9 protein-coding genes and 2 pseudogenes are annotated in these 19094 nt (G+C 69.4%); 7 read left to right on the plus strand and 4 right to left on the minus strand.

What is annotated here, in order from left to right; translation table 11 throughout:
- Nucleotides 1-9: 9 nt before the first annotated feature.
- Nucleotides 10-1185 carry a bifunctional 3,4-dihydroxy-2-butanone-4-phosphate synthase/GTP cyclohydrolase II gene (gene ribBA, locus C1I89_RS17630; RefSeq protein WP_102773959.1) on the minus strand — a complete coding sequence of 392 codons (1176 nt, stop codon included), beginning with the start codon at nucleotides 1183-1185 and terminating at the stop codon, nucleotides 10-12.
- A gap of 147 nt (nucleotides 1186-1332) precedes the next feature.
- On the opposite strand from ribBA, the gene C1I89_RS17635 reads away from it, so the two are divergent.
- From C1I89_RS17635 to phnE (C1I89_RS17660), 6 genes and pseudogenes are all read left to right on the plus strand, one after another.
- Nucleotides 1333-2133, plus strand: coding sequence for an HAD-IIB family hydrolase (locus C1I89_RS17635; RefSeq protein ID WP_102773960.1), 801 nt, complete (start codon nucleotides 1333-1335; stop codon nucleotides 2131-2133).
- Between the two features lie 11 nt (nucleotides 2134-2144).
- Complete coding sequence (locus tag C1I89_RS17640; protein ID WP_168202179.1) at nucleotides 2145-2963, plus strand: IclR family transcriptional regulator; 819 nt, start codon at nucleotides 2145-2147, stop codon at nucleotides 2961-2963.
- 145 nt (nucleotides 2964-3108) lie between these two features.
- Nucleotides 3109-4107 (plus strand): phosphate/phosphite/phosphonate ABC transporter substrate-binding protein, encoded by a 999-nt coding sequence (gene phnD, locus C1I89_RS17645; RefSeq protein ID WP_102773961.1) that lies wholly within the window; start codon nucleotides 3109-3111, stop codon nucleotides 4105-4107.
- Nucleotides 4108-4114: 7 nt separating this feature from the next.
- Entirely contained in the window at nucleotides 4115-4885 is a 771-nt protein-coding gene (gene phnC / locus C1I89_RS17650) for a phosphonate ABC transporter ATP-binding protein (RefSeq protein ID WP_102773962.1), read from the plus strand.
- Entirely contained in the window at nucleotides 4882-5769 is an 888-nt protein-coding gene (gene phnE, locus C1I89_RS17655) for a phosphonate ABC transporter, permease protein PhnE (protein WP_102773963.1), read from the plus strand. The genes phnC and phnE (C1I89_RS17655) overlap by 4 nt, the downstream gene beginning before the upstream one ends.
- Nucleotides 5766-6581, plus strand: a pseudogene (phnE, locus tag C1I89_RS17660) (phosphonate ABC transporter, permease protein PhnE); the annotation flags it as partial. The gene phnE (C1I89_RS17655) and the pseudogene phnE (C1I89_RS17660), both read left to right, overlap by 4 nt.
- A 540-nt stretch (nucleotides 6582-7121) precedes the next feature.
- Here the strand turns inward: phnE (C1I89_RS17660) and C1I89_RS34110 are convergent.
- Together C1I89_RS34110 and C1I89_RS35605 are read right to left on the minus strand one after the other, a co-directional pair.
- The gene (locus tag C1I89_RS34110) at nucleotides 7122-14237 is read right to left on the minus strand and encodes an autotransporter-associated beta strand repeat-containing protein (protein WP_146196918.1); all 7116 of its coding nucleotides are present in this window, start codon (nucleotides 14235-14237) and stop codon (nucleotides 7122-7124) included.
- Nucleotides 14236-16065, minus strand: a pseudogene (locus tag C1I89_RS35605) (autotransporter-associated beta strand repeat-containing protein); the annotation flags it as partial. The gene C1I89_RS34110 and the pseudogene C1I89_RS35605, both read right to left, overlap by 2 nt.
- Nucleotides 16066-16378: 313 nt before the next feature.
- Between C1I89_RS35605 and C1I89_RS17735 the strand changes: the two are divergent.
- Nucleotides 16379-18037 carry a CYTH and CHAD domain-containing protein gene (locus C1I89_RS17735; protein ID WP_102773964.1) on the plus strand — a complete coding sequence of 553 codons (1659 nt, stop codon included), beginning with the start codon at nucleotides 16379-16381 and terminating at the stop codon, nucleotides 18035-18037.
- A 19-nt stretch (nucleotides 18038-18056) separates the two neighbouring features.
- Here the strand turns inward: C1I89_RS17735 and ftsY are convergent, their stop codons facing one another.
- Nucleotides 18057-19058, minus strand: coding sequence for a signal recognition particle-docking protein FtsY (ftsY, locus tag C1I89_RS17740; RefSeq protein WP_440130643.1), 1002 nt, complete (start codon nucleotides 19056-19058; stop codon nucleotides 18057-18059).
- Between the last annotated feature and the right edge of the window lie 36 nt (nucleotides 19059-19094).

Here is a 19094-nt window from a genome sequence, read left to right on the forward strand (position 1 = left end):
TGTCGGCCTTCAGTGTGTTGCGGGAGTGTTCGGAGGGTCGCAATCGTAACCCGTAATGGTGAGCGAAAAGCCCGCCATGCTGGGCATCTTGCGCGGACGGGCCAGCAGCTTCATCTGGCCCACGTTCAGGTCGCGCAGGATCTGGGCGCCGATCCCGTAGGTACGCAGCCCGAAGCGGTCGGCGTTGGCGGGATTGGCGGGGGTTTTCGGATCGGACCAGGCGGCGATCTGGCCGAACAGATGCTCGGTGGAGGACTGGCAGTTCATCAGCACCAGCACGCCGGCCGGGGCGGCCGCGATGGCCGCGAGCGCCTGCGCCACGCCCCAGCTGTGCGGGCTGGCGCCGGTATCGAGCACGTCCAGCACCGAGGCCGGCTCGTGCACGCGCACCAGCGTTTCGGCGTCGGGCCGCACGTCGCCATGCACCAGCGCCAGGTGGGCCGAGCCGGTGGCGGCGTCTTCGTAGGCCACGGCCTCGAACTCGCCCCAGGCGGTCTGCATGGTGCGCTTGCCGACGCGCTTGACGATGGATTCGTGTTCGCTGCGGTACTGGATGAGGTCGGCGATGGTGCCGATCTTCAGGCCGTGCTGGCGGGCGAATTCCACCAGGTCGGGCAGGCGCGCCATGGTGCCGTCGGGCTTGAGGATCTCGCAGATCACCGCGGCCGGCGTCAGCCCGGCCATGGCGGTCAGGTCGCAGCCGGCCTCGGTGTGGCCGGCGCGCACCAGCACGCCGCCGGGCACCGCGCGCACCGGGAAGATGTGGCCGGGCTGGACCAGGTCGGAGGGCTTGGCGTCGCGCGCCACCGCCACCTGGATGGTGCGGGCGCGGTCGGCGGCCGAGATGCCGGTTTCGACGCCTTCGGCGGCCTCGATGGACTGGGTGAAGTTGGTGCCGTAGCGCGTGCCGTTGCGCGCCGCCATCAGGGGCAGGTCGAGCTGGCGGCAGCGGTCCTCGGTCAGCGTCAGGCACACCAGGCCGCGGCCGTGCGTGACCATGAAGTTGATGGCCTCGGGCGTGACGAATTCGGCCGCCATGACCAGGTCGCCTTCGTTTTCACGGTCTTCTTCGTCGACCAGGATGACGATACGGCCGGCGCGCAGCTCGGCGATGATCTCGGAGACCGAAGCGATACCGAAGGATTCCGGCTCGGAGCCGGGCAGGGAGGACAACTGGACGGACATGGCGGACACGCAAACCAGGCAGGAAAGCCCGGATTTTACCGCCCCTGGCGTCCGAATCCCTATCCGGGCCGCCCGGCCCCGCCAAAAGGGGGCCGTCCGGTTAAACTTCCCGCCAAAAACTCCCCCTGGAAACGAGGAAAAGCCCCCATGCAAGCCCTTGCGGCCATGCCCCTGAGCGTCGCGGCTGCCGTCCGCGTCGTGCTGACCGATATCGACGACACGCTGACCACCGAGGGCCGCCTGCCGGCCGACGCCTACGCGGCGCTGGAACGCCTGGAACAGGCCGGCATCCAGGTGGTGCCCATCACCGGCCGCCCGGCCGGCTGGTGCGACCACATCGCCCGCATGTGGCCGGTGCGCGCCGTGGTCGGCGAGAACGGCGCGTTCTATTACGCCTACGACCGCCAGGCCCGCCGCATGCGGACGCATTACTGGACCGACGCCGCCTCGCGCCAGGCCAGCCGCCGCAAGCTCGACGCGATCCGCGACCGCGTGCTGGCCGAAGTGCCGGGCGCGGCGGTGGCCAGCGACCAGGACTACCGCGTGGCCGACCTGGCCATCGATTTCTGCGAGGACGTGCCCGCCCTGCCCGACTCGGCCGTCAGCCGCATCGTCTCGATCTTCGAAGCGGCCGGCGCCCAGGCCAAGGTCAGCTCCATCCACGTCAACGGCTGGTTCGGCGACTACGACAAGCTCACCATGACCCGCACCATGTTCGAACGCGAGTTCGGCGCGGATGTGGCCGGCGCGCTGGACAGCACGCTGTTCATCGGCGACTCGCCCAACGACGAGCCCATGTTCGCGTACTTCCCGGTCTCGGTCGGCGTGGCCAACATCCAGGCCCAGCTGCACCGCCTGACGCACCGTCCGGCCTATGTGGCCGCCTTCCACGGCGGCGCGGGCTTCGTGGAAATGGCCGAGCGGCTGCTGGCCGCGCGCCAGCCCTGAGGAGCCCCGCCGTGGCCACGTCCAAGACCCCCGCCTCTGCCGCCGCCAACGACGGCCGCCGCAGCATCCAGTCCATCGAAGTGGGCGTGCCGCTCCTGGCCGCCCTGGTCGACGCCGCCAAGCCCCTGACCCTGCGCGACCTGGCCGCCGGCGCCGGCATGACCTCGGCCAAGGCCCACCCCTACCTGGTCAGCTTCATCCGCGTCGGCCTGGTGCAGCAGGACGCCATCACCGGCCAGTACGAACTCGGCCCCTTCGCCCTGCAGATGGGGCTGGTCAGCCTGCAGCGGCTGGACCCGGTGCGCATCGCCATGCCGGAGATCGCCCGGCTGCAGTCGGAAATCGGCCATACCCTGGGCATCGCCGTGCTCGGTTCGCACGGCCCCACCATGATCCACATGACCGAGGCGAGCTACCCGGTGCACGTCAACATGCGCAAGGGCACGGTGATGTCCATGCTGCACACGGCCACCGGCCTGGTGTTCGCCGCCTGGCTGCCGCCCAAGGTCAGCGAGCACTACATCGAGCGCGAAGAAGGCGACACGGCCGTGGTGCCCGGCAAGCCGCCGGCGCGCAAGGCCACGCGCGCGCACATCGAGGCCCAGCTGGCCGACATCCGCGTGCATGGCATGGCGCGGGCGCTGGGCAACCCGCTGCCCGGCGTGGACGCGCTGTCGGTGCCGGTGTTCGACAACACCGGCAACATCGTGCTGGCCCTGACCAGCCTGGGCCCCACGGGCCTGTTCGACGTGTCCTGGGACGGCGCGATCGCGCGTCCGCTGCTGGCATGCGCGCAAGAAATCTCCCGCAAGCTGGGATACCGCGCCTAGGCGATCGCGCAAAAACGAACACAAAGCGAACATTTCGAACAAAAGGCGAAAAAAAAGACAGGGACTTTCCCGAGGTGTGCCTCCCGCGCTTGTATGTTTGAATTCAGTTACTAGTCATATTCAGACCTACAAGAGGAGACATACGATGCGCGCCTTGCGTCTACTGCAAGCGGCCGCCGTTGCCGCATTCGCATTCGGGGGGCCTGCCGCCCAGGCCGCAGACAGCTGTTCGAACCGGGGCGACCTGGACCAGATGTACTGCGACGCCAACAAGGACCTGGTGGCGGACACGCCCGCCGACGCGTCCAAGCTCAAGACCCCGTCCACGCTGGTGTTCACCTATACCCCGGTGGAAGATCCGGCGGTCTACGAAGACATCTTCAAACCCTTCACCAAGCACCTGTCCGAGTGCACGGGCAAGCGCGTGGTGTTCTACCAGGTGCAGAGCAACGCCGCCGAAATCGAGGCGATGCGCTCGGGCCGCCTGCACGTGGGCGGCTTCTCCACCGGTCCCACCGCCTTCGCGGTGAACATCGCCGGCGCCGTGCCGTTCGCGGTCAAGGGCTACGCCGACGGCTTCCAGGGCTACAACCTGATCGTCATCGTCAAAGAGGACAGCCCCTACCAGAAGCTGACCGACCTGAAGGGCAAGAAGCTGGCGCACACCGCGCCCTCGTCGAACTCCGGCCACATGGCGCCGGTGGCGCTGTTCCCCAAGGAAGGCCTGACGCCGGACAAGGACTACAAGGTCATCTTCTCGGGCAAGCACGACCAGTCCGTGATGGGCGTGAACTCCGGCGACTACGACGCCGCCGCCGTGGCCTCGGACGTCTTCAAGCGCATGGCCGAACGCGGCCAGATCAAGGAATCCGACTTCCGCGTGATCTACCGCAGCGAGAAGTTCCCGACCTCGTCGTTCGCCTACGCCCACGACCTGGAGCCGAAGTTCCGCGACCAGATGCTGAAGTGCTTCTACGACTACCGCTTCCCGGCGGAAATGTCCAAGGCCTTCGACGGCGCCGACCGCTTCTATCCGGTGACCTACCAGAAGGACTGGGCCATCGTCCGCCAGGTCGCCGAATCCGGCGGCGAAAGCTTCAACCGCGCCGCCTACGACCGCGAAACCGCCAAGAGCAAGAAGTAAGTCCAGTATGACGACGTCGCTACGCATTTCCGGCCTGGTGAAGGAATACCGGGCCGGCCAGCCTGTACTCAATGGCATCGACCTGCAGATCGCGGGACAGGGGCTGACCGCCATCATCGGCCCCTCGGGCACCGGCAAGAGCACGCTGCTGCGCTGCATCAACCGGCTGATAGAACCCACCCGCGGCGAGATCGTGCTGCAGTCGCAAGACGGTTCGGTGGACCTGGCGCGGGTGCGCGGCGCGTCGCTGCGCCGCGCGCGCCGCCGCATCGGCATGGTGTTCCAGGAATACAACCTGGTCGAACGCCTGACCGTGATGGAAAACCTGCTGACCGGACGGCTGGGCTATACCTCGGCCGTCAAGGCCTGGATGCGGCGCTTCGAGGCCGAGGACATCGAGCATGCCTACAAGCTGCTCGACACCGTCGGCCTGGCGGGATATGCCGACCAGCGCGCCGACGCGCTGTCGGGCGGCCAGCGCCAGCGCGTGGGCATCGCCCGCGCGCTGATGCAGCGCCCGCAGCTGCTGCTGGCCGACGAGCCCACTTCGTCGCTGGACCCCAAGACCTCGGTCGAGATCATGGAACTGCTGTCGGCGCAGGGCAGCGCCACCGGCATACCGGTGATCGTGAACATCCATGACGTGGATCTGGCGCGCCGCTACGCCAGCCGCATCGTCGGCATGTCCGGCGGGCACGTGGTCTACGACGGCGACGGGCAGGGCCTGGACGCCGCCATGCTCAAGACGATTTACGGAGGCGAGTCTTGGCTGGAATGATTCCCCCCGGCGGCCGCACCCGGCCGTTCGCCATGTCCGGGCGCGCCAAGGCCGGCGTGCTGTTGCTGCTGGCCTACACAATCTACGCCGGCGCGCAGCTGGATTTCAGCTGGGCGCGCTTCGAAAGCGGCATGGGACACGCGTCCACTTTTCTTTCGCGCATGTTTCCGCCCAATTTCGAAAAGCCGGACACCTTGTGGAAAGGCATCGCGGAAAGCCTGGAGATCGCGGTGCTGGCCTCCATGCTGGGCGTGCTCATCGCGCTGCCCATCGGCCTGCTGGGCGCGCGCAATATGATGCCGGCCTGGGTCTCGTGGCCGGCGCGCGCCGTCGTGGCGCTGTGCCGCGCCCTGCACCCGGTCATCGTCGCCATTCTGTTCGTCAAGGCGGTGGGCTTCGGCGCGCTGGCCGGCATCCTGGCGCTGACGGTGGCGTCCATCGGCTTCATCGGCAAGCTCTTCACCGAGGCCATCGAGGAGATCTCGCTCAAGCAGGTGGAAGCCGTCAGGGCCTCGGGCGCCTCGTTCGCCAACGTCATCATCTTCGGCGTGCTGCCGCAGGTGTTCGCGCGCTTCATCGGCTTCGCCACCTACCAGTTCGACTCCAACCTGCGCAACTCCACCATGGTGGGGATCGTGGGCGCGGGCGGCGTGGGCGGCACGCTGTTCTCGGCGTTCCAGCGCTTCGACTACGACTTCGTCAGCGCCATCCTGCTGACCCTGATCGCCATCATCATGCTGGGTGAAATCCTGGCCGGCTTCGTGCGCGCCGTGTTCCTGGACAATCTGGGCTTCGAGCGCATCCTGCAGGGCCGCATGGCCGGCGCCCGCGGCGTGGGCTCGACCCGCGCCCCGGTCGCGCGCAAGGCGGAGGTGGAAGAATGAACGCCACCGCTTCCACCCTGAACCCGGCCGGCGCCCCGCGCGTCTGGCAGCGCTACAGCATGGGCCAGCGCCTGCTGCGCTTCGCGCTGTACCTGCTGGTGGTCGCCGCCATCGTGCAGGCCATTCGCGGCGTGGAGATCATTCCGGAGTTCCTGTATGACGCGCCCGAGCAGATGGCCGATCTGTTCCGCCGCATGTGGCCGATCGACTGGGCCTACTACCCGGAAGGCGTGCACGCCGCGCTGATCGAAACCCTGCACATCGCCACCCTCGGCACCATCCTGTCGGTGGTGATGGCGGTGCCGGTGGGCCTGCTGGCGGCCAACAACCTCACGCCCAGCAAGACCGTCAACATGCTGGCCCGGCTGATCCTGGTGTCCAGCCGCTCGGTCAACTCGCTGGTGTGGGCGCTGCTGTTCATCGCCATCTTCGGGCCGGGCGCCCTGGCCGGCACGCTGGCCATCGCGTTCCGCTCCATCGGCTTCGTCGGCAAGCTGGTGGGCGAGGCCATCGAAGAGGCGCAGCGCGGCCCCATCGAAGCCGTCGCCGCCACCGGCGCCAGCAAGGCCTCGGTGATCTGGTACGCCTACTGGCCGCAGATCCGCCCCGCGTTCTGGTCCATCGTGCTGCTGCGCTGGGACATCAACGTGCGCGAATCCGCCGTGCTCGGCCTGGTCGGCGCCGGCGGCATCGGCATGGCCCTGGACACCGCGCTGAACCTCTTCCAGTGGGACCGCGTATCGCTGGTCTTGGCCGCCATCTTCGGCGTCGTGGTGCTGGCCGAGATCATCATCACCCAGGCCCGCAAACGCANGGCCCTGGACACCGCGCTGAACCTCTTCCAGTGGGACCGCGTATCGCTGGTCTTGGCCGCCATCTTCGGCGTCGTGGTGCTGGCCGAGATCATCATCACCCAGGCCCGCAAACGCATACTCTGACCGCGCCTGCGCCGTACCGTGTTCCTTTGCGCCGCCCGGCAACGGGCGGTTTTTTTTTGGAGGGCGATCTTGCGGCCCGCATGGGACGTAGGATGGGTGCAGCGCGAGAGTCCTTGAGCAAGAACTCATATCTCAAACGCGCGAAACCCATCAGGCGGCGCCAGCCGCCGTTTTTCGTGGCAAGAGCCAAACAGCCGGCTCCCGCCGGCCGATGGGTTACGCGCGTTGGGCGTCGGCGTTCTTGCCTGGCCCCCAGCGCGCTGCACCCATCCTACGCAATGATTGGCGATTACGCATCGAACCGCTCCATGGTGACCGCTGGGCTATGCGCAGGCGGCGCCAGCCGCCGTTTTTCGTGGCAAGAACCAAAACAACCGGCTCCCGCCGACCGATGCATTACGCCCCATCTCCCCATCAGAACCGGATATTCAACCCCGCCCTCACCCCGTGGTCCTGCGCCGAACCGGCAAGCTGCCCCTGATATGACAGGCCGAACGACGCCCTGCGGTTGATCCGCACTTCCAGCCCGGCCTCGACCACCGCGCTGTTCTTCGCGATGGGCACGCCCGCCACGGTGAACGACTCGCCGGCCGAGAACGCCTGGACGGCCACCGGCTTCACGTCGCCGAAGGCGTGGCGCCAGCCCAGCGAACCGCGCGCCGCGGCCTGCGCGCCGCCCAGCTCGAAATCGGTGGAGGCGCGCGCGCCCAGCGTGGTGTAGGTGGTTTCGTTGGTCTGGCTCTTGCCGCGCAGCGCGGCCGCGCCGCCGCTTTCGCGATAGCCGTCCGTCTTGAGGTTGACGTAGGCCGCGTTGGCGAAAGGCTCGATCGCCGCGGCCGGCGTATCGATGCGGTAGCTCAGGTCGGCGTAGACCTGGGCCGTGCGGCCGTCGTAATCGGCCTTGAGGCGCTCGGACATGCCGGACATGGAAACCGACCGACGGGTCGTGATGTCGTGCCAGCTGTAGGCAAGTCCGCCGCGCAGGCCCAGCTTGCCCCACTGTCCGCCGCCATAGGCGCCCAGGTGGTAGTTGTCGCTGTCGCCCGAGGACGAACGCTGCTGCACGTCGAAGTCGGTGCGGCTGTAGCCGGCCATCAGGCCCAGGCGCCAGGCCTCGGACACCGGCGTATCCACGCCCATCACGAAGCCGCCGCTGGAACTCTTGGCGCGGGCCGCGTTGCCGTCGCCGTCGATATGGCTCCACGACCCCGTGGCCTGCAACCAGGTTGCCGGCCCGCGCGCATCGGCCGGCGCCAGGCGCGCGCCGTCTCCGGCCGAGGCCAGCACCGGCGCGGACACGGCGCCCACGCCGCCGGCCGCCGCGCGCAGGCGCTCGGCCACCGCGTCGCGCACGTAGCGGCTGTCCTGCAGCAGCACCGTCCTGGCCGAGGCATGGATCTCGCCGGACAACTGGTCGAAGGCGCCGCGCAGCAGCGGCGCGTCGTCCGGCAACTGGGCCACCGCGTCGTAGACGCGATGGCCGCCGGCCATGCCGATGCTGTCGATGGCGCCGGCGGCGGCGCGCTGGTTGCGCGTGGCCGCGGCCGAGATCATGGGCGTATCGTTGCGCGCCAGTTCCAGCGACACGCGGCGCGCGTCGTAGTCATAGGCCAGACTGGGCGTGAGGAAAGCGAAATCGGAGGTGACCGCGTCGAACTGGCCGGAAAGCGTGCCGTCCGCCGACAGGATGGTATAGCGCGAGCGCAGCCCGTAATTGCCGTTGGCGCCGATATGGGCCACCGATCCGCCGTCCAGCGCGGCGTTGCCGGTGACGTGCACGAGGTCGGCCTCGGGCCCCGCGGGGTTGGTTTCGACGGCGAAGCGCGCGCCGCGCTGCACCGCCAGATCGCCGTCTATGGTCAGGGCGCCGATGGAGTTGCCCGGCGACAGCACGCCGCCGGCGGCCACCGTAATGGTCGACCCCGCGCCGGAACCGACGGTGCCGTTGCCGCCCAGCACACCGCCCGCGCCGATGCTGATCGAACCGCCCAGCCGGCCCTGCATGGCCAGCCGGCCGCCGTTGACCGTAGTGGTTCCGCGGTAGCCAGAACTGTCGCCGGTCAGGCCCAGCGTGCCCGCGCCGTTCTTGACGAACGAGCCGGTCCCCGACATCGCGCCGCCATAAGACGCGTCGGCCGCCTGCTCGAACACCAGCGTCCCGGCGTTGTCGATGTCGCCGCGGATGGTGGCCGCATTGCCGACCAGCGTGCCCGCCAGGATGCGCGTATTGCGATAGGCGTTGCCGGCGTTGTCCAGCCGCAGGATGCCCGCGCCGGACTTGACCAGATCGCCGGCGCCCGTCACCTCGCCGGTCAGTCCCAGTTCGGTGCCGCCGGCCACCTCGAAGCGGCCGGCCTGGGCCAGCGTGATCGAACGCGCGATGTCGAACGAGCCCATCGTCGCCAGCGTGCCGCCGCTGAATCTCAGCGCGCCGGCCGCCGCGCCCAGGTTCGCGTCGCGGTCGATCTGCAGGGCGCCTCCGGCGATATTCGTGCCGCCGGTATAGCGGTTCTCGCCGCTCAGCACCAGCGTGCCCGCGCCGGCCTTGGTCAGCGTCTTGCCGTTCCAGCCGGTGGCGGCGTTGGGTGCCTGGTCGGCCAGCGCGGTCGCGACGACAAAACGGTCGCCGGCGTTGGCCTGCGTGAACGTACCATGCGCCAGATTGTTGCCGGCGCTCCATGCCAGGCTGTGGCTGGCAAGGTATTGCCGGCCATCGGCCGACTTGCGGGTCTTGACGGACAAATAGTCCACCGCGCCGGCGAATCCGCCCACGCTGACCGATGCGAAGTCGCCCCTGATGCCGCCAAGCGTATCGATCAGCACCTGGTCGAGCTGGCTGGCGTCCGAGATGCCGCTCAGGTTGAACGCCACGCCCGCGCCCAGCGTGACACTGCCGGCCGTCAGCGACGGCGCGGCCGCGCCAACCCCGATATCCAGCGCGGTTCCGTCGCCCATGGCGACCTCGCCCGCCACGTCCAGCGTCGCCGGGCCTTGCACCGACAGGCCGCCGCCCGTCACCTTCAGATTGCCGGCCAGGCGGTTGGCCGCGCCCGCCACGCCGTTGCCGTATTGCAGGACGCCGCCAGCCACTTCCGCCAATCCGCCCAGCACGCCCTGCACCACCAGCCGGCCTTGATCGACCGTGGTCTTGCCCGCGAAGCCGGCATGATTGCCGCTCAGATCCAGCGTGCCCGCGCCGCGCTTGAACAGGTCGCCGGTCCCCGAGATGGAGCCGTTAAAGACGCCATCGGCCGACTGCTCGAACACCAGGACGCCGGCATTGTCGACGTTGCCCGAGATCGAATTCGCATCGCCGATCAGCGTGCCCGACTGGATCCAGGTGTTGCCATAGGCGTTGCCGGCATTGCTCAGGCGCAGCGTGCCCGCGCCCGCCTTGACCAAATCGCCGCTGCCCGTAATACCGCCGGTCAGGCCCAGGGACGTGCCAGCCATGACATCGAAACGCCCTGCCTGCGCCAGCGTAAACGTGCGCGACGTATCGAAGCTGCCCATCGTGGCCAGCGTACCGCCGCCGAACGCCACGGCCCCCGCGATATCGCCCAGGTTGGCGTCGCGTTCGATCCGCAGGACGCCGCCGTCGATGCGCGTGCCGCCGCCATACGTGTTGCCGCCGGCAAGCGCCAGCGTGCCGGCCCCGTCCTTGACGAAGGCGCCGGTTCCGGACACCGCGCCGTTCAGGCCCAGCGTGGTGCCGGCCGCCACGTCGAAGCGGCCCGACTGCGCCAGCGCCACTGCGCGCGACGTGGAGAACGTTCCCGTCGTCGCGAGCGTACCGTCGTTGAAACTCAAGCCGCCCGCCGCATCGCCCAGGTTGGTGTCGCGCGAGACCTGCAAGACCCCGCCCTCGATGCGCGTGCCGCCGCCATACGTGTTGCTGCCGGCAAGCGCGAGCGTGCCGGCCCCGTCCTTGATGAAGGCGCCGCTTCCGGACACCGTGCCGTTCAGGCCCAGCGCCGTGGCCGCGGCCACGTCGAAACGCCCGGCCTGCGCCAGCGTCACGCCGCGTGCGGTGTCGAACGTGCCGGTGGTGGCCAGCGTGCCGCCGTCGAAGCTCAGGCCGCCAATGGCGTCGCCCAGGTTCGCGTCGCGCGCGACCTGCAGCGTGCCGCCGGCCAGCGTCGTGCCGCCCTCGTAACTGTTGCTGCCGGCAAGCACCAGCGTGCCCGCGCCGTTCTTGACCAGCCCGCNCGTGCCAGCCATGACATCGAAACGCCCTGCCTGCGCCAGCGTAAACGTGCGCGACGTATCGAAGCTGCCCATCGTGGCCAGCGTACCGCCGCCGAACGCCACGGCCCCCGCGATATCGCCCAGGTTGGCGTCGCGTTCGATCCGCAGGACGCCGCCGTCGATGCGCGTGCCGCCGCCATACGTGTTGCCGCCGGCAAGCGCCAGCGTGCCGGCCCCGTCCTTGACGAAGGCGCCGGTTCCGGACACCGCGCCGTTCAGGCCCAGCGTGGTGCCGGCCGCCACGTCGAAGCGGCCCGACTGCGCCAGCGCCACTGCGCGCGACGTGGAGAACGTTCCCGTCGTCGCGAGCGTACCGTCGTTGAAACTCAAGCCGCCCGCCGCATCGCCCAGGTTGGTGTCGCGCGAGACCTGCAAGACCCCGCCCTCGATGCGCGTGCCGCCGCCATACGTGTTGCTGCCGGCAAGCGCGAGCGTGCCGGCCCCGTCCTTGATGAAGGCGCCGCTTCCGGACACCGTGCCGTTCAGGCCCAGCGCCGTGGCCGCGGCCACGTCGAAACGCCCGGCCTGCGCCAGCGTCACGCCGCGTGCGGTGTCGAACGTGCCGGTGGTGGCCAGCGTGCCGCCGTCGAAGCTCAGGCCGCCAATGGCGTCGCCCAGGTTCGCGTCGCGCGCGACCTGCAGCGTGCCGCCGGCCAGCGTCGTGCCGCCCTCGTAACTGTTGCTGCCGGCAAGCACCAGCGTGCCCGCGCCGTTCTTGACCAGCCCGCCCTCGTATGACACTGTGCCATTCAGGCCCAGCGCGGTATCCGCGGCCACGTCGATGCCGGCCGTCTGCATCAGGATGACAGCGCGCGACATATCGAACGTGGCCGTGGTCGCCAGCGCTCCGCCGAAGAACACCAGCTCGCCCGAGCCCAGGTTGGCGTCGCGGCCGATGCGCAGGACGCCGTTGTCGATATAGGTGCCGCCGTAGTCGTTGGCGCCGCTCAAGGCCAGCGTGCCGCNGCGCGCGACCTGCAGCGTGCCGCCGGCCAGCGTCGTGCCGCCCTCGTAACTGTTGCTGCCGGCAAGCACCAGCGTGCCCGCGCCGTTCTTGACCAGCCCGCCCTCGTATGACACTGTGCCATTCAGGCCCAGCGCGGTATCCGCGGCCACGTCGATGCCGGCCGTCTGCATCAGGATGACAGCGCGCGACATATCGAACGTGGCCGTGGTCGCCAGCGCTCCGCCGAAGAACACCAGCTCGCCCGAGCCCAGGTTGGCGTCGCGGCCGATGCGCAGGACGCCGTTGTCGATATAGGTGCCGCCGTAGTCGTTGGCGCCGCTCAAGGCCAGCGTGCCGCCGCCTTGCTTGAGCAGCACGCCGTTGCCCGACACCCTGCCGTTCAGGCCCAGCGTCGTGCCGCCCTGGACGTCGATGATGCCGAATTGCTCCAGCCGGACCGTGCGCGAGGTGTCGAAGGCGCCGGCGGTCGCCAGCGTGCCGCGGTCCAGGGTCAGGCCGCCGGCCGCCGCACCCAGATTGGCGTCGCGCGTGACCCGCAGCGTGCCGTCTGTGACCGTCATGCCGCCGCCGAAGGTATTGGTTCCCGTCAGCTCCAGCGTGCCCCAGCCGCTCTTGACCACCCTGCCGGCGCCGGATATGGCGCCGCCGAAGATGGCGCTCGGACTCTGTTCGAATTCCAGCGTGCCGGCGTTGTCGACATTGCCCGAGATCGAATTCGCATTGCCCGCCAGCGTGCCCGCCAGGATCGAGGTATTGCCGTAGGCGTTGCCGGTATGGCTCAGGCGCAGCGTGCCGGCGCCGGACTTGATCAGGTCGCCGCTGCCCGAAACGATGCCGCCCAGCCCCAGCGTGACGCCCGCGGCCACGTCGAAACGCCCTGCCTGGGCCAGCGTGACGGCGCGCGAGGTGTCGAACCTGCCCGTCGCGGCCAGCGCGCCGCCGTCGAGTTTCAGTGCGCCGGACGGATAGCCCAGATTCCGGTCGTGATCGACTTGCAGGACGCCGTCCAGAATCGTCGTGCCGCCGCCATAGTAATTGTCGCCGCGCAGCGCCAGCGTGCCGGCGCCGGCCTTGACCAGCATACCGGCGCCCGAGATCTGGCCGTTCAGGCCCAGCGTCGTACCGCCAGCCACATCGAAGCCCGCCATCGCTGTCGCATCGAGGACGACCCTGCGCGAGATGTCGAAGGTCGACGTGGTCGCCAGCGCGCCGCCGCCGAGCAGCAGGGAGCCGGCTCCCGTGCCGAGGTTGGCGTCCTGATCGATTCGCAGCGTGCCACCGGTAAGCACCAGCAAGCCGGCGTAGCTGTTGACGCCGCGCAGGGCCAGGGTGCCGGCGCCGTTCTTGAAAAACGGGCCGGCGCCCAGCAGCGGACCGTCCAGCCCCAGTGTGGAGCCGGCCGCCACGTCGATGCTGCCGCCAGTATCCATCAGGACGGCGCGCGAGGTGTCGAAGGAACCCGTGGCCGCCAGGGTGCCGCCATTGAATGTCAGCCCGCCCATTGGCGCGCCCAGATTCGCATCGCGGTCCACCTGCAGCGTGCCGCCGTCCAGCACCGTGCCGCCGGTGTAGCGGTTGTCGCCGCTCAGCACCAGCGTGCCGGCGCCGCGCTTGGTCAGCGTCCTGCCGTTCCAGCCCAAGGCGGCGTTGGCCGTCTGGTCGGCCAGCGCCGCGTTCACCTCGAACCTGTCGGCCGCGCCGCTCAGCGTGAACGTACCGTGCGCCAGACTGTTGTTGGCCATCCATCTCAGGCCGTAAGACGCCAGATAACGCCGGCCGTCCTCGGACTTGCCGGCATTGACGCCCAGATAATCCACGCCGCCGCCGTTGCCGCCCACGCTCACCCGGCCGAAGTCGCCACTGATGCCCGAGCGGGTGTCGATCAGCACTTGCTCGGCCGGCCCCGCGCCGTCGATGCCGTTGATGGCAAGCGCCACGTCCGCGCCCAGCGTGACGCTGCCGGCAGTGATGGCGGGTCCGCCCGCGCCCGCCCCGATATCCAGGGTAGTGCGATCGGCCATGCCGATGTCGCCGTCCACCGTCAGGGTCGCGGGGCCCTGCACCGACAGCGAGCCGCTGTAGACCGGCAAATTGCCGGTCAGCTTGCTGGCCGCGCCGCTCGCGCCATTGCCGAACTGCAATACGCCGCCGTTGACGACGGCCGAGCCGCCCAGCGCCCCCAGCACCAGCAGCCGGCCCTCCGACGCCACGGTGCTGCCGGCATACGCGGCGTGGTTGCCNGTTGACGACGGCCGAGCCGCCCAGCGCCCCCAGCACCAGCAGCCGGCCCTCCGACGCCACGGTGCTGCCGGCATACGCGGCGTGGTTGCCGGTCAGGCTCAGCGTGCCGGCGCCGGTCTTGACCATTGTTCCGAATCCAGTGATGGAACCGCCGAAAACCCCGTCGGCGACCTGCTCGAACACCAGGATGCCGCCATTGTCGACGTTGCCGCGGATCGAACTCGCGTTGCCGAGCAGCGCGCCCGACTTGATCCAGGTATTGCCATAGGTGTTGCCGGGATTGCTCAGGCTCAGCATGCCCCGGCCGGTCTTGACGAGGTCGCCGCCGCCCGATATCTCGCCGGTCAGGTCCAGCGTCCGGCTTTGCTCCACGTCGACACTGCCGGTCTGCAGCAACGTGATGGCGCGCGAACTCGTAAAGGACTCCAGCGCCCGCAGCGCGCCGCCGTCGAACACCACCTTGCCGTTGGCGTCGCCCAGGTTCGCGTCGCGGCTGACCTGCAGCATGCCCCCCGCGAGCACGGTGCCGCCGGTATAGCTGTTGTTGCCGTCCAGGGTCAGCGTGCCTTCGCCCGCCTTGGTCAGCGTCCTGCCGTTCCAGCCCTTGGCAGGATTGGGCGCCTGGTCGGAAAGCCCCAGGCCCAGGGCGAAGAAATCCTGCGCATTCTCCAGCGTGAACGTGCCGTGGGCCAGGTTGCTGCCGGCCGTCCAGCTCAGGTCGTAGGTGGCGCGATACTGCCGATTGTCCGCCGACTTGCCGGTATTGACGGTGAGATAATCCACCGGCCCCGAAAACCCACCTACATTCACCGTGGCGAAATCGCCGCTGATGCCGCTGGCAGTGTCGATCAGCAGCGCATTGAGCTGGCTCTCGTCGGCGATGCCGCTGAGCTTGAACGCCACGCCCTGGCCCAGGGTCACGGAATCGGCCCACAAGACGGGGCCGCCTGCGCCGGCCATCACGTCCAGGACAGCGCCGTCGCCCAGGCCGATGTCGCCGCCCACCGCCAGCGTCGCGGGGCCTTGCACCGACAGCGTGCTGCCGGCCCCCGACACTTTCAGATCGCCGCTGAGGCGGCTTGCCGCGCCGGACACGCCGTCGCCGTACTGCAAAGTCCCGCCGGTCACTTCGGCCGAGCCGCCGAGCGATCCCAGCACCAGCAGCTTGCCGCCCGACACCGTGGTCTTGCCATTGAACCCGCCGTTGGCGCCCGTCAGGACCGTCGTACCCGCGATCTGGTTCAAGCGGTGGACGCCCGAGCCGGTGCTCTTCAGGCCCGCGGAAAACGGGTGGAGCGTCTCGGTGTGATTGAAGTTCAGTGTGGCGTCGCCGCCGCCGAAGCGGATTTCGTTCGCAAGCAGGGCGCCGCCGGTCTCGGCCGCGAAGCCGAGCAGCCCGCCGATATTGATCGTGCCCATCCCGCCCGCGACGGGCGCCAGCATGACGGTTCCCGTACCGCCGCCTACCTTGACATACCCGCCGTCGACGAGGCTCAGCGTGCCGGCGCCGCCCGCACCGATGGACAGGCCGCCGTGCAACAGCCAGTTAGAACCCGGGTCCTGAACGGTCACCATGCCGAAGCTGCCGGGTGCGTTGCCGATGACGCCCTGCGCATTCTCCATGCCCGAGCCGTCGGTGATGGACAAGGTGCCGGCGCGGGTATTGCCCACGATCAGAGCGACGGCGGGATCGTTCCAGGCGAGCGGATCGTTCGGGAAGACATCACCGAAGCGGATCCACGCCGCTCGCGATTCGCCAGCCAGCAAGCCTGCCGCCACGGCAAGCGCGGCAACCAGCAGCAAGGGCCGCGCACCGCCCTTGCCCCGCCCTCGGGCATGTTCGCTCGCCACCTGCCACACGCCTGCACTGCGGTTGAAAACGATACGAAACGTACGGTTCATGGGGCTCTTCTAATTTGTAGCGCGGCCTCCGGGCGCGGAGCCGGAAGACGCGGAGATGATCGGCGCCGCGCGCGGGGTCGTCCGGCCGGCTTATTACAATTAGAAAATCTATTCGTAACATTGCATATCACTGAAACTGGGTAATTACCGGGTCCGCGTTGCGCGGCCGTTTGCCCTCCCGGTTGCGGCTCGCGCCGGTTGTTGATGCGCCGCAAACACGTCTATGCTCCGTGTGAAATAAATATGACCGGTCATCAAATCACCGCCCCCGTTTAATTAAGATCTCGGCTTTTGCCGTTGGACAGCCGCCGCCATGTCGGAACAGGAACTGAAACTGCACGTGCCCGCGGCGTCCCGCCCGGCCGTATTGCGAGAGATCAAGCAACGCGAGGCGACCCGCATCCGCCTGCATGCGATGTATTTCGACACGCCCGAGCGCGAACTCGCGCGGGCCCGCATCGCGATCCGGCTGCGCCAGGAAGGCCGCGACTGGGTCCAGACCCTGAAGATGCCCGGCATCAACGCCATCACCCGGATCGAACTCAACCATCCGCGCCCCGGCCCGGTGCTGGACCTGTCGGTGTACGCGGGCACAGAGGTCGAGGCCGCGCTGGTCGCGGTCAAGGGCGAACTGGGCCTGCGCTACGAAACCGACGTGCAGCGCCTGCTGCGCAAGGTGCGCACGCGCTACGGCACGGTCGAGCTGGCCTACGACACCGGCATCCTGCGCGCCGGCGCGCTGGAACTGCCGATCTCCGAACTGGAATTCGAACTGGTTTCGGGCCGCCCCGCGGCCATCTTCGCGGCCGCGCGCGGCTGGCAGCAGCGCCACGCGCTGGTGCTGGACCCGCGCAGCAAGTCCGAACGCGGCGACGCGCTGGCCCAGCTGGCGCAGCGGCTGGCCGACGCCGACGCCATCCCGGGCGATGACCTGGAGACACGCCGCGCGCAGGCCATCGCCCAGTTCTGGGCGCCGCGCGGCGCGGCCGCGGTCAAGCTGCGCGAGGACATGACGGCCCCGCAGGCCATGGCCCGTATCGCCGCCGAATGCCTGGACCAGATCGCGCGCAACGCCTCGGTCCTGGCCGAGGTGGACACCGAGGACGTCTACCGCGCCGGCAATTCCGAACACGTGCACCAGCTGCGCGTGGGCGTGCGCCGGCTGCGTTCGGCATGGAAACTTTTCGACGGCTGGATCGCGCCGATCCCGGCCTCCCTGCTGGAAGGCGTGCGCACGCATTTCGGCGCCTTCGGCGCCAACCGCGACCAGGACGTGCTGAACGAAACCGTGGCGCCGGCGCTGATGCGCGCGGGCATGCCGGTGATCCCCATGGAAGCCGCGCCGCCCGAGCAGGACGCGCGCAGCATCGCCGGCGGCAAGGCCTTCCAGGGCTGGCTGCTGGATCTGCTGGAATGGAGCCTGGACGTGCCGGCCGCGCCGCCCGCCTCGGACGGGCAGCCCGTCGCCAACGGCACGCCCAGCGACGCCGCGCCCGAACCCGCCATCCGCCTCGAAGGCGGCGTGGCCGGTCCCAGCGTACGCCCCACCATCATCCCCATGCTCGCGCCCGAGCCCGATCCGCAGCGCCTGCGCAAGCAATTGGCGCGGCGCCTGCATCGCTGGCACAGCAAGGTGGCCGACCAGGGCACGCAGTTCGCGGCGCTGGACATTCCCGCGCGCCACGAATTGCGCAAACGCGGCAAGCGCCTGCGCTATAGCCTGGCCTTCGCCGAATCGCTGCTGCCCGCGGCCAGGCTGCGCGGCTATCGCAAGCTGCTGTCGCGGGTCCAGGACATTCTTGGGGAAATCAACGACCTGGCGGTCGCCAAGGACTACTACGAGTCGTGCACCGCCACCCATCCGCAGGCGTGGTTCGCGCTGGGCTGGATCAGCGCCCGGCTGCAGGAACTGGCCGAGGACGCGCAGCGCGCGTTCGACGACCTGGCCGCCAGCAAGCCGTTCTGGAAGTAGCGGGGCCGCGGGGCCGGAATCACTCCGCCAGCAAGGCGCCGGCGAACTCGTCCGCGACGAAGGGCTGCAGGTCTTCCAGGGCTTCGCCCACGCCGATCCAGTACACCGGAATCGGGCGCACGCCCTGGCTGCCCGCGGCCACCGCCGCCAGCGTGCCGCCCTTGGCGGTGCCGTCCAGCTTGGTCACGACCAGCCCCGTCAGGTTGATGGCCGCGTCGAAGGCGCGGATCTGCGCCAGCGCGTTCTGGCCGGTATTGCCGTCGACCACCAGCAGCACCTCGTGCGGCGCGGCGGCGTCGGCCTTGCCGATCACGCGGCGGATCTTCTTCAGCTCTTCCATCAGGTGCAGCTGCGTCGGCAGGCGGCCGGCGGTATCCACCATCACCACGCCCATGCCGCGCGCGCGGCCCGCGTTGACGGCGTCGAACGCCACCGCCGCCGGATCGCCGCCGTCCTGGGAAATCACCGTGACGTTGTTGCGGCTGCCCCATTCGATCAGCTGTTCGCGGGCGGCGGCGCGGAAGGTGTCGCCCGCCGCCAGCAGCACGCTGGCGCCCTGGCGCTGGAAGGTGTGCGCCAGCTTGCCGATGGAAGTGGTCTTGCCCGCGCCGTTGACGCCGGCGATCATGACGACCAGCGGCTGGGTGCGCTTGAGGTCGAACGCCCGCTCCAGCGGACGCAGGTGGTCGGCCAGCAGCTGGCGCAGGGCCGCCTTGACCTTGGCGGGGTCCTCGATGCGTTCTTTCTTGACGCGCGCGCGCAGCGCGGTCAGCAGCTTCTCGGTGGCCTCCAGGCCCGCATCGGCCATAATGAGCGCCGATTCGAGTTCCTCGAACAGGTTTTCGTCGACCTTGACGCCGACGAAAATGCCGCCAATGCTTTGGCCGGTGCGCGACAGGCCCTGCTTGAGCCGGGCCAGCCAGGACGCCTTCTTGGGCGCTTCGGCGGCCGGCGCGGGCTCGGCCACGGGCTCGGGTTCAGGCTGGGGCGCGGGCGCGGCGACCGGCGCGGGTTCCGGCACGGGCGCCGCGGCGACCGGCTCGACCGGCGCTGCGGG

The sequence above is a fragment of the Achromobacter pulmonis genome (assembly GCF_002885955.2).
Classification (GTDB): Bacteria; Pseudomonadota; Gammaproteobacteria; order Burkholderiales; family Burkholderiaceae_B; genus Achromobacter; species Achromobacter pulmonis_A.

Coding starts and splice junctions, on each gene's coding strand:
- ribBA (WP_102773959.1), bottom strand. CDS start 1,185: ATGTCCGTCCAGTTGTCCTCCCTGCCCGGCTCCGAGCCGGAATCCTTC.
- C1I89_RS17635 (WP_102773960.1), top strand. CDS start 1,333: ATGCAAGCCCTTGCGGCCATGCCCCTGAGCGTCGCGGCTGCCGTCCGC.
- phnD (WP_102773961.1), top strand. CDS start 3,109: ATGCGCGCCTTGCGTCTACTGCAAGCGGCCGCCGTTGCCGCATTCGCA.
- phnC (WP_102773962.1), top strand. CDS start 4,115: ATGACGACGTCGCTACGCATTTCCGGCCTGGTGAAGGAATACCGGGCC.
- phnE (WP_102773963.1), top strand. CDS start 4,882: ATGATTCCCCCCGGCGGCCGCACCCGGCCGTTCGCCATGTCCGGGCGC.
- C1I89_RS17735 (WP_102773964.1), top strand. CDS start 16,379: ATGTCGGAACAGGAACTGAAACTGCACGTGCCCGCGGCGTCCCGCCCG.